We start from the raw sequence: 11,872 nt of genomic DNA, 5'->3' as shown, positions 1-11,872 counted from the left end.
CTATGTTTGCTGTAATTGATTGGCCTTATACCTTGTTTATCAAAAGATTACTCTCTATCTTAAACACATATACACTTTGTTAATATATGGCTTGGTTGTTAATTATTTGTTGTTTTTGCGTTATTATAGCTTGATTTTTTATCGATGTGACTAGTGACACTGGCAATCAAGGCTAAGCAGATTGCCTTAACGTTAGATGCTTAAATAGTAGAGTCATCGTGTCGTTTTTTGATGACATGTCTCTAATACCAATTCTATGAATGAGTGATGTTACACACTTAATATGTTAGCGAATATGGGCAACGCAATGAACAATGGTTTTTTGAGTAAACTCGCCTTTTGGCAAACATCACAGTTGATGGGTAGTGTAGGTGTATTTATCGCCGATAATTCATTATGGGCTTGTAAACTCCAACAAGGCCAATTAGCACCTGTTATTAGCCAGTTTTTAGTACCAAAAAATAATTGGTCTCAAGCCTTTGAAGCACTAAAAAGCCAGTTTGGTCGAGTTCGAGTGCAATTAGTGCTGTCACATCAGTATTATCAATTGTTACAAGCTGAAAAACCGAATGTTGAGCCAGATGAAGTGACTCAAGCGTTGATCTGGTCTGTGAAAGATATGGTGTCAGAACCTGTGGCCAATATCCATTTAGATTATTTTGAGTCTAGTTTTACTGTCAGTTCAAAAGTGAATGTCGTGGTCAGCAGTCGACAGTTTCTAGCTCAATTGGCAAGTGCTTGTGATGCCAATGGATTAGACATTGCCGGTATTAGCATTGAAGAGTTGGCATTAAGCCATGTTTTAGTTAACGACAATATGGCCCACATGCTGGTGGCTCATTTGCCTGAGCAAGAATTGTTGTTATTAATTGTTAAAGCTGGCGAAGTATTGATGCAACGTCGCGTCAGAGGCTTTAATCATCTGAATAAAGCAACCTTAGAAGAGTTGAAACATGGCTTAGCCGATAATCTCAGTTTGGAGATCCAACGGTCTATGGATTATTTTGAAAGCCAATTACGTCAGGCACCTGTGGGATCCATTAGCATATTGGCAGATGGTGACAATTCATCATTAGCTAATCTCGTTGGTGCTAACTTTAATCAAAAAGTGCTTGCCGTTGCCCACGACGGCGTATCGAACTTACTCGCTCAGTTAGCGTTACAGGAATTAACGCGAGGTGAAGTGTGATAAAAACCGCAGTTAATTTATATAGCACAGATCTACTGCCTAAAAAACAAAAGCTAACCTTTGCAAGAATGATGTTGGCTTTGGGCTTATTCTCAGGATGCTGTGCACTACTTTATGCAATTGGTCTGTGGCATAGCCATGATTTGCAAACCTTAAGTGAGCAGGTAAGCAGAGAGAGAAATCGTTTAAATGATCAAAAGACTCAGCTAGAACTGCAAATCGCTGCTCGTCAGCCTGATGCGAACTTAGTTGCAAAGGTCGAGCTTGAACAACAGCGCTTAGATCTTAAAAAACTATTAAAAGATGAGCTAAGTCAGCGCAATACTCTGATTAGTCAAGGTTACTCCCCAATGTTAACCGACTTGGCAGCAGTGGCGGATGCCAATGTATGGTTGAGCCATATTACCATTGAACAACAAGATACTGATGTTCAGCGCATTGAGTTTGAAGGTTATGGGCGTAATCCACAGAGCATTCCACTGTGGATAGATAAACTAAAAACCACTTCAACGCTTAAGGGGTATGCGTTTTCAGCGATGACAATGGATCGCGGCGAAGCACAACCACTGGCGTTTAAATTAATCAGCCAGCCCATTGCTAAGGAGCTCGCACAATGAAGCAGCAATGGCTTGTATGGTCGTCAAAATTTAATGAGTTAAGTCAACGTGAGCGTACATTGATTATGTTCGCTTTATTTGTTGTGGTCGGCATGCTGTTGTTTATGCCATTAGAGTCGGTTTGGAAGCAGCAGCAAAGCTTGCAAACTCAGCTTAAAGGATTAGCACAAGAAAATTCAATTTCCTTACAACAAGTGGCTCTCTATGAAGAGCGTTTACAACTTGACCCTAATCAAGATTATCATCAACGGCTAAAGTTGATTACTGAACAAATGCAATTAATTGATGCTGATCTTACTGAGCAAATGGTTGATATGGTTCCTGCGGACTACATGCCAACAGTATTAGCTAACCTGCTGGGTAATGTTAAAGGTGTATCGCTGATTTCATTTGCTTCCATAGCGCCTAAAGCCTTATTACAAGTGGGCGATGGCAGTAAAGTTAACCTTTACAGCCATGGTATTAAGCTGACGTTACAAGGCGACTACTTCGCGATTTTAGCTTTTATTAAAGCCGTTGAAAGTATGCCGGATAAATTGTACTGGAAGCGTTTAGATTATCGTGTTGAATCTCATCCAGATGCGTTAGTTGAATTAGAACTTTACACACTGAGTGTGAATAAGGACTTTATCAGTGTTGCAAAACAAGATTAATGCCAGGGCGTATGCATCCTGCCTAATGATGCTATTAATGTCAGCGGCGAATGCACAAACATTACGTGATCCGACCCTACCGGGTCAGGGGGTTGTTGCTGCGATAACCAAAACCGATAATCAATCTTTAGTGTTAAACAGTATTGTCAGCGGTCAGAATACCTATGCGGTGATCAATAACATCATTCTGTCGGTGGGTGACACAGTTAGTGGTAGTGGCTTACGAGTATCAAAGATTAATAAAGACTACGTCACCTTGTCAGATGGACGAAAACTTCAACTATTTAAGTCGATAACAGAGCGATAGGATAAGAATAAAAATGAATGTGATTAAATACGTTACTCCTCTGATGTCGCTGTGCTTAGTTGCTTGTCAAACGACGGATAGACCTGATCCACAAACCGCAAAAGCAGCCTTGAATGAGTCAAGACAACAAGCTGAAGCGGGTCAAACTATTATGCCACCCCCAGCGGCAATGCCTGAAGATGTTCAGCGTGAGCTTAATGGCGATAATACACTGGGCCAAGCGGCAAGAGCCCTTCCCGCTGAGCGTCGTTTTGACGTATCAGCAAACGAAGTTGATGCCAGAGTATTTTTTCCCAGCTTAGTCAAAGACACCCCATTAAGTGTGGCGGTTCATCCGGATGTGCAAGGCAACATTTCATTATCATTAAAAGCAGTCACCTTGGCAGAGGTTATTCAAGTCGTTGAAGATATTTACGGTTATGAAGTTAAGCGTGAAGGGCGTATTTTACGTGTTTATCCCGCGGGAATGAGAACCGAAACTTTTCCCTTAAATTATATCTATATGCAGCGTGAAGGTTTGTCATTAACCTCCGTTAGCTCAGGGCGCATTTCAGACCAAAATAATAATTCAAGCAATGGCAGTAATGGCAGTAACAATAGTAATAGCAGCAGTAACAGTAGTAATAGTTCAAATAGTAATAGTGGCAATGGTAATGCTAATAGCAGTGATAATACCAATGGTACTTTTATTCGCTCAACCACTAAGACGGATTTCTGGGGGGAATTACAAGCCACATTAATGTCTATCATGGGTGAAACCGGTGGCGGGCGACAAGTTGTAGTCACTCCTCAAGCCGGTCTGGTTACCGTTCGAGCTTTTCCTGATGAGTTACGACAAATTCGAAGTTTCTTACAAATAGCAGAAAGCCATCTACAGCGCCAAGTCATTTTAGAAGCAAAAATTATTGAAGTAACTTTATCGGATGGTTATCAGCAAGGGATCCAGTGGGAGAATGTCTTAGGTCACGCTGGTAATACCAACATTAACTTTAGTACTTCAGCAGGACAGGGGCTAAGTAATGCGATTACGTCTGCCATTGGCGGAGTAACATCGATTAATTTCACTGGAAGTGATTTTAGTTCCATCATTAATTTGCTCGATACTCAAGGTGATGTAGATGTGCTGTCAAGTCCTCGAGTCACCGCATCGAATAACCAAAAAGCAGTGATTAAAGTCGGTAATGATGAATACTTTGTCACGGACGTTTCATCCACCACAGTGGCAGGTACTACTCCGGTAACCACGCCACAGGTTGAACTCACGCCATTTTTCTCTGGTATTGCTTTGGATGTGACCCCGCAGATTGATGAAGATGGCAATGTCATACTGCATGTTCATCCTTCGGTGATTGATGTGACCTCACAAACCAAAGAAATTAAAATCAGCGATTCAACCTTGGAGTTGCCATTAGCGCAAAGTGAGATCCGCGAATCGGATACCGTTATCCGCGCAGCATCTGGTGATGTGGTCGTGATTGGCGGGTTAATGAAGAGTGAGAATATTGAAACTGTGTCTAAAGTACCATTTTTAGGTGATATTCCTTTTCTGGGTGAAGCATTCACCAGCCGCAGTAAATCTAAAAAGAAAACTGAATTGATTATTATGTTAAAACCAACCGTGGTCGGTGGTGACACATGGAAGGACGAGTTAAAGCGCTCACAAGATTTGATTGAGCGTTGGTATCCTTCAAAGTAGTGATCGTTCTCGTTTGGCTTAACATTAACAAGGGATAGCCGGTAATTATGTATTTGCAGCATTTTGGCTTAAGTCAGTTGCCCTTTACGCTGACCCCTAATACCGGTTTCTTTTTTGGGTTGGCGCCGCATGTGGAAGCGTTGCAAGTGCTGCAAACAGCATTAGAAACAGGTGAGGGTTTTATCAAGGTCACTGGAGAAGTGGGTACAGGTAAAACCTTAGTGTGTCGTAAATTGTTGAACGATTTACCCACTCAATACCATTGTGCATATTTACCCAATCCTTATTTAAATCCTAAGGAGTTACGTTGGGCTGTGGCAGCTGAACTTGGTTTGTCTTTGCCAAATAAAGTCGATCAACAACAACTGACAAGACTTATCCATGAGCGTTTGTTAGCGTTAAATCATCAAGGATTTCATGTGGTATTGGTGTTGGATGAGGCGCAATCGTTACCGGATGAAAGTATTGAAGCATTAAGGTTATTTACTAATTTAGAAACCGAAAATCGTAAGTTATTGCAAGTAGTGCTGTTTGGTCAGCCTGAATTAGATCAACGTTTAGCGCAACCTAAGTTTAGGCAGTTACGACAACGTATTACCTTTAGCTATGGTTTACGTCCGTTAACATGGGACGAAATACACGCTTATATTCGATATCGGCTAGCGATTGCGGGTTACCAAGGGCCAGAGTTATTTACTGCCGCGGATATTAAGCGTATTGCCCGAGCTGCTCGTGGCATTCCGCGTTTGGTGAATATTTTGGCACATAAAAGTTTATTGCTATGCTACGGCCAAGGTGAAAAAAAGGTCCGAACTCGGCATTGTTTGGCTGCGATAACCGATACGGAAGATATTAATTTACAACATAAAGTGAGTGTATCTCGGCTCAACATCTTGCTTGTTGTGCTCCTTGCTGCAGTGGTGTTGGTTATTGGGTTAAATAGTGACAGTTGTTGTGGTGAATGGGTGACACAAATAAGTGAGATTAAATGAGCGTTATTATCAATATGCTGAAAGATTTAGAACAGCGTCAGCAGCCTGAAACCGATAATCCTTCGACACAAGCTGTGGGTGAATTTGTGCGTCCTCAAATTCAATATCAAACTGTTGCTAAATCACGTTCACCGCTTATTAGTCTCATTGTTGTTGCAGTATTATTGATACCTACTTTGTGGTTTGGTGTGTCAATGTATCGCCAAGCCAATATGCAAATCGCAAATCAACCTAAAGCAATCAGTGACGCTGCTAGCACAGACACTGAATCGTTAACGCTAAGCCAAGCACTTAATCATAACGACCTTGTAACTGAACCCTCTGAGTTAGCCTTAAATGCCAGCTCGACAATGACGCCTAAATCTATTGAAGCGTCAAGGCAGCCCGTCAGCGCCGATACAACTCAAGACAATATGCCTGTTACAAATGAAACATCCTTAACCGATCTGACTCAAGTGGACACTGCATCAAAGGGTGACGCTGAGCAGATTGATACGTCTTCACCCTCGGCACAACAAGCTAGCGTGCAAGAGCCTGAAACGGTCAATAGTCACACCGTAGTCGCCGCCACAGTTGCTAGCAAAACAGCAGCCGATAAGGTCAGTGTATCCAGCGCGAATGAGCCGATATCTGATCAAATTGCATCTAACAAGACGGCACAGAACAATCCTGTATTGAATAATAATGAGAGCGCTAAAGCCATCACTGCAAAGCAATCATCTGGCTCGTCTGAAGCAGCCGCTGTTGAGAAAAAACCTGCGCAGATGTCGGTAAAAGAGGTCGTTATTAGTAAGGCACAAATGGCACAGTTGCAATACCGTAAAGGAATGGATGCCGAGCAGGCACAGCGACTTGATGATGCAGCTGGTTACTATTTAGAAGCGATTATTTTACAACCGAGCTTACACAAAGCGCGTATCCAATTGGTTGAAATTTATTACGCGCAAAATAGTATGACTACTGCGATGGGATTACTCGAAAGTGGCATCAGTATGTTTCCGCAGCAATGGGAGTTTTATGTGATTTTGTCGCGGATTCAAACCGAAATTAAAGCTTATGATGCTGCATTAGCGACATTAGCGATGATCCCCGATAATTCAACGTGGGCTCGAGATAAATGGATAGCGCAAACCGATTTGGCCCAAATTTCGAAGAACTTTACCTTAGCTGAAGCGGCTTATCGTAACTTATTGGTATCCGAATCGACTCAATCTCGCTGGTGGATGGGGTTAGCTTATGCGCTCGATTCACAAACAAAATACTCTCAAGCCGCTCAGGCTTATCGTTCAGCATTAAGCTATGAAGGGTTATCCACTTCAGCCATGACATTTATTGAAAAGCGTTTAGATCAGCTAGGAGAAAACCGATGAAGCCTAAGTTAAAGATGCGGTTAGGAGATCTTCTTGTTCAAGAGCTGATTATTACTGATGTACAGCTACAACAAGCATTAGCGGAGCAGCGCAATTCAGGTAAAAAGCTTGGTCGTACACTGATTGATTTAAACAGTATTACTGAAGATCAGTTACTTAAGTTTTTATCTCAACAACTTAATTTACCGTATTTGGATATTAGTCGTCGCCCAATTGCTGCCGACGTGGTCAATATTCTTCCTGAAGTACAAGCTAGGCGTTATCGTGCCTTAGTGGTAGAAAGTCATGCTGATCATGTGTTAGTGGCCATGAGCGATCCGGCCGACTTACAGGCTATCGATAATATTGAAGTGTTAGTTGCGCCTAAACAGTTAATGATTGCCGTAGCACCAGAACAACAATTACTCGATGCATTTGATAACCTCTACCGCCGCACCGGACAAATCGCCGAAATAGCCGGTAAGCTTGACGAAGAATATGCCGCTGATGACATGTTCGATTTGGCTAATTTAACCCAAAGTGATAGTGATAACGAAACCACAGTGGTCAAGTTATTACAGTCTATTTTCGAAGATGCGGTGCAAATGCGTGCGTCAGATATTCACATTGAACCCGGCGATAAAGTCTTGCGCATCCGCCAACGTATTGATGGTCAATTGCATGAAAACACCTTAAGCGAGGTTAATATTGCATCGGCCCTGGTATTACGGCTGAAACTGATGGCTGGGTTAGATATTTCAGAGAAGCGTATGCCACAAGATGGTCGTTTTCATATGGAAATCAAAGGTCATAAAATCGACGTGCGGATGTCGACCATGCCAATTTATCACGGCGAATCTGTGGTGATGCGTTTATTAGATCAGACGACTGGACTGCGCACCTTAGATGAAACTGGCATGCCACCGCATATTGTGGCGCGAATTCGTAAACAGATTAAACGCCCTCACGGTATGTTGTTAGTGACCGGGCCAACGGGTAGCGGTAAAACCACCACTTTATACGGTATTTTAAGTGAGCTTAATACTGCTGACAGAAAGATTATCACCGTAGAAGATCCGGTGGAATATCAATTACCACGCATTAACCAAGTTCAAGTTAACCATAAGATTGGTTTAAATTTTTCCAATGTGCTGCGTACCACTCTTCGCCAAGATCCCGACATTATCATGGTGGGCGAAATGCGTGACCAAGAAACCGTTGAAATTGGTCTTCGAGGCGCATTAACCGGTCACTTTGTATTGTCGACCTTGCATACCAATGACGCGGTGACCAGTGCGTTACGATTACTCGATATGGGCGCGGCCAGCTATTTGGTGGCGAGTGCACTGCGCGTTATTATTGCTCAGCGTCTTGTTAGGCGTGTTTGTCATAATTGCGCCATTGATTATCAGCCTTCCGCCGCTGAGCGCAGTTGGCTTAGTAGTGTGACTAAAAAAGATATTAGCAGCGCGACATTTAAAGTCGGCCGTGGTTGTCAAACCTGTAATGGTTCGGGGTATCGTGGCCGAATCGGTATTTTTGAAATACTTGAGCTTGATGAAAACATGATTGACGCCATGCGTACTGGTAATCCTCAAGATTTTGCTCGTGCAGCGCTGCGCAGTCCTAATTTTATCCCACTGGCACATTCTGCGATGGAGTATTTATTCCTTGGTACGACAACACTCGAAGAAGTATCAAAACTGGTTGAAGATGTTAGTGAGTCGACAGTGCCGTTGTCGGAAGATTTGGTTAGTCAACAAGATATTGGGTTGTAACAATGCCAATATATCAATATCGAGGTCGTAACTCACAAGGGCTGGCTGTTAGTGCACAGCTTGAATCTGCTAATGAAAGTGCCGCTGCCGACGCTTTACTTTCTCGTGGAATTATTCCACTGGAATTACGTGAAGTAAAAAATAAGCAATCATTTTCAATGAGCTTATTTCGCAGTAAAGTGTCATTAGAAGAGTTACAAATTTTTAGTCGACAAATGTACTCATTAACTCGTTCAGGTATTCCCATTTTAAGAGCTATTGCTGGTTTATCTGAAACCACTCATTCCGATCGAATGAAAACAGCCTTAGATGATATTTCAGTTCAGCTCACTTCAGGTCGACCACTGTCTTCGGCAATGAATCTTCATCCAGATATATTTGATTCATTATTTGTGTCGATGATCCATGTTGGTGAAAATACCGGTAAGTTAGAAGATGCCTTTATCCAGCTATCTGGCTATATCGAGCGTGAACAAGAAACACGTCGACGGATTAAAGCGGCAATGCGTTATCCCATGTTTGTGTTAATTGCCATTACCATCGCAATGATTATTCTCAATATTATGGTTATCCCTAAATTTGCCGATATGTTCTCTCGTTTCGGCGCAGAGTTGCCATGGGCGACAAAAATATTAATTGGTACGTCTAATCTGTTTGTTAATTTCTGGCCTCATATGATAGTGCTGTTAATTGCTGTGGTAGTGGCGATTCGGTATTGGCATCATTCGGAAAAGGGTGAGAAGCAATGGGATTTATGGAAACTGCATATTCCTGTGGTGGGTTCCATTATTGAGCGCTCAACGTTATCGCGTTATTGTCGCTGTTTTTCGATGATGCTCAGTGCTGGTGTGCCTATGACTCAAGCATTAAGTTTGGTTGCTGATGCGGTCGATAATGCTTATATGCATGATAAAATTGTCTCGATGCGCCATGGTATTGAATCAGGCGAGTCAATGCTCAGGGTATCTAATAGCAGTCAATTATTCACTCCGTTAGTATTGCAAATGGTGGCAGTGGGCGAAGAGACGGGGCAAATCGATCAACTATTAAATGACGCTGCTGATTTTTATGAAGGTGAGGTCGATTACGATTTAAAAAATCTGACGGCTAAATTAGAGCCTATTCTTATTGCGTTTGTCGCTGGCATTGTCTTGATACTGGCACTGGGTATTTATTTGCCTATGTGGGATATGCTTAATGTGGTCAAAGGCGGTTAGCATATAATGCAGGTTATTCATTGGGTACTGGCATGTTGAGCCAACAAAAAGCAGATGATGACCTGATTAAAGTGTATGGGCGAGTCATTGCTATTGTGGTGGTGTTAGTACTGTTGAGTATTGTTGGCATACGTTCTTTTAATTCCACCTCCAATATAGGTGGGCGTGGTTTAGAGTTCGAACATAATCGTTTTTTAAATGTCTTAGCTATGGTGCGCAGTCAATGGTTAGCTTCTGGCAGGCCACACCGGATGCAATTATCTTGGCATAACAAGGTGCCTAATGTGGCACCAAGTAAGGTCGCAGATGACAATCTTGATTCAGACTCTCAAGCTGACACTATTAGAAATGATAAGATTAACGACGATTTTGATGCCGATTTAGTCGGTACCGATAATTGGGTGTCTTTGTCTAACCAAGGTTGGCCAATTATTGATACCAATGATGTACAAGGTTGTGCACAGTTGTGGGCGCAGTTATTGGCCAATAATGCTCAAGAGCTCAATATTGCGGTAGATTATCAGTCTGATGATCATGTGTGTCGCTATTATTCAAATAACAAAGCAAGTTTGAGTTATCAGCTCCAGACGGGCAGAGTCATTTTTTTGATGAGTGACAGATAAAATTTGTATCATCCATGTTAAAATTTAAATAAGCTGCTAATATCAGTGAAGTTATCGCTGAACCAGTATGTTTCCCTGTTGTAGGCACTATAGAGAAGAGTAAGATATTATGAAATTGAAACAACAAGGTTTTTCATTGATCGAGTTGGTCATTGTTATTGTTATTCTCGGTTTATTGGCTGCAACGGCAATTCCGCGTTTTTTGAATGTCACCGATGATGCTGAAGACGCCAGTGTCGATGGCGTTGCTGGTGGTTTAGCCACAGCAGTGAGTTTTGTGCGTGCACAATGGGAAGTTGATGGTCGCCGGAATAGTAATGTGATTTTAGACGGGACGAATGTGTCGTTAGATACGCGGTTTGGTTTTCCTACCGGGACCACCAACACAGATGCTACAGCCATGACAAATGAAACATGTCAGGAAGTATTTAATGCAGTGTTACAAAACGCACCTAGAAATGTGCTTTTTAACCAAGATGCTCGTCAACAACGTTACACCGTAAGAATGCAAAACGGTGTCGGTGGTTCATCTACGAGTATTGATGGCCAAGTAGTTGCAGGGCTTGATTTGTGCGTTTATCATCAAGTTGCGACGTTAGCGCTTAATCAAACATCGGGAGTCGCAACACCCACTCCAGATTTAGATACCGTCGGTGCAAACGGAATTACATACAATGCTGGTACGGGTCAGGTCGTATCATTTACTAACAACTAATTTGATTTACTTATTTATTTTCTATAGAGGTTATTTAATATGCAAAAACAACAAGGTTTTACATTAATCGAATTAGTGGTTGTGATCATTATTCTCGGTATTTTAGCGGTAACAGCCGCGCCTAAGTTTATTAATCTTCAAGGTGATGCTCGCGTTTCTGCGTTATCAGGCATGAAAGCGGCAATTCAAGGTGCAAACACCTTAGTTTATTCAAAAGCAGCATTAGCTGGTGAAGAGAAGAAAGCTAAAGGTGATAATCCTAAGGTTACACTTGCTACTGGAGTAGTTGCGGTTACTCAATATGGATATTTACAGGGATTGCAAGTAGAGCTTGAAAAAGCAATGGATGTCACTTTTAATATAGGCACAAGTGCTACTGACTCTACAATTGCAACCTTAGCAACAAATGGTTCAGATTGGACTATTTTCGCTGCCGGTGGAGTTGCTACTATTTGGCAAGTTGGCGCTCCAGATGCATGCAAACTAACTTATACAGAAGCTACGAATACCGCTATACCTAAATATGTAGCAGAGACTGATGCCTCTAAATGTTAATTTACTAATCATTAAAAAACCTGCTTTGGCAGGTTTTTTTGAATTCGATTTACTCTGAATAATTAGTTTTTATAAAATTGATGTGCGCTAATTTACCCCTATTTTTTATTGTTAAGTGAATCATAATACCTTCTAAATCACGGTATGACCCAATAAATAAACAAACAATATCGCCTATGTT

12 protein-coding genes are annotated in these 11,872 nt (G+C 41.9%); all 12 read left to right on the top strand.

The features are described 5' to 3' along the window. The first annotated feature begins 307 nt into the window (after positions 1–307). The 12 genes from ACED29_RS12620 (at position 308) to ACED29_RS12565 (ending at position 11,691) form a co-directional block, all read left to right on the top strand. The gene (locus ACED29_RS12620; RefSeq protein ID WP_371697803.1) at positions 308–1,189 is read left to right on the top strand and encodes a biogenesis protein MshI; all 882 of its coding nucleotides are present in this window, start codon (positions 308–310) and stop codon (positions 1,187–1,189) included. Beyond that, the gene (locus tag ACED29_RS12615) at positions 1,186–1,806 is read left to right on the top strand and encodes a fimbrial assembly protein (protein ID WP_182723547.1); all 621 of its coding nucleotides are present in this window, start codon (positions 1,186–1,188) and stop codon (positions 1,804–1,806) included. Before ACED29_RS12620 ends, ACED29_RS12615 begins: the two co-directional genes overlap by 4 nt. Beyond that, positions 1,803–2,459: an MSHA biogenesis protein MshJ gene (locus ACED29_RS12610; RefSeq protein ID WP_371697802.1), complete on the top strand. Its 657-nt coding sequence runs from the start codon at positions 1,803–1,805 to the stop codon at positions 2,457–2,459. Before ACED29_RS12615 ends, ACED29_RS12610 begins: the two co-directional genes overlap by 4 nt. Positions 2,460–2,496: 37 nt before the next feature. Continuing rightward, the gene (locus ACED29_RS12605; RefSeq protein WP_371697801.1) at positions 2,497–2,766 is read left to right on the top strand and encodes an MSHA biogenesis protein MshK; all 270 of its coding nucleotides are present in this window, start codon (positions 2,497–2,499) and stop codon (positions 2,764–2,766) included. Positions 2,767–2,779: 13 nt separating this feature from the next. Beyond that, a complete protein-coding gene (mshL, locus tag ACED29_RS12600; protein WP_124015326.1) occupies positions 2,780–4,462 on the top strand; it encodes a pilus (MSHA type) biogenesis protein MshL in 1,683 nt (560 codons plus the stop codon). Positions 4,463–4,509: 47 nt separating this feature from the next. Continuing rightward, positions 4,510–5,454 (top strand): ExeA family protein, encoded by a 945-nt coding sequence (locus ACED29_RS12595; protein WP_371697800.1) that lies wholly within the window; start codon positions 4,510–4,512, stop codon positions 5,452–5,454. Next, a complete protein-coding gene (locus tag ACED29_RS12590; RefSeq protein ID WP_371697799.1) occupies positions 5,451–6,824 on the top strand; it encodes a tetratricopeptide repeat protein in 1,374 nt (457 codons plus the stop codon). The genes ACED29_RS12595 and ACED29_RS12590 overlap by 4 nt, the downstream gene beginning before the upstream one ends. Then, on the top strand, positions 6,821–8,581 hold the full coding sequence (locus ACED29_RS12585; protein ID WP_371697798.1) for a GspE/PulE family protein: 1,761 nt from the start codon (positions 6,821–6,823) through the stop codon (positions 8,579–8,581). Before ACED29_RS12590 ends, ACED29_RS12585 begins: the two co-directional genes overlap by 4 nt. Positions 8,582–8,583: 2 nt before the next feature. Then, positions 8,584–9,798, top strand: a complete 1,215-nt coding sequence (locus ACED29_RS12580; protein ID WP_124015322.1) for a type II secretion system F family protein — start codon at positions 8,584–8,586, stop codon at positions 9,796–9,798. Positions 9,799–9,830: 32 nt separating this feature from the next. Continuing rightward, positions 9,831–10,421: a hypothetical protein gene (locus tag ACED29_RS12575; RefSeq protein ID WP_371697797.1), complete on the top strand. Its 591-nt coding sequence runs from the start codon at positions 9,831–9,833 to the stop codon at positions 10,419–10,421. A 109-nt stretch (positions 10,422–10,530) separates the two neighbouring features. Then, a complete protein-coding gene (locus tag ACED29_RS12570) occupies positions 10,531–11,136 on the top strand; it encodes a prepilin-type N-terminal cleavage/methylation domain-containing protein (RefSeq protein ID WP_371697796.1) in 606 nt (201 codons plus the stop codon). A 39-nt stretch (positions 11,137–11,175) separates the two neighbouring features. Further along, entirely contained in the window at positions 11,176–11,691 is a 516-nt protein-coding gene (locus tag ACED29_RS12565; RefSeq protein WP_371697795.1) for a type II secretion system protein, read from the top strand. Positions 11,692–11,872 lie beyond the last annotated feature (181 nt).

Origin of the sequence: Shewanella sp. 5S214 (assembly GCF_041439795.1) — a bacterium.
Lineage (GTDB): Bacteria > Pseudomonadota > Gammaproteobacteria > Enterobacterales > Shewanellaceae > Shewanella > Shewanella vesiculosa.
This window is presented reverse-complemented; position numbering and strand designations above follow the sequence as displayed.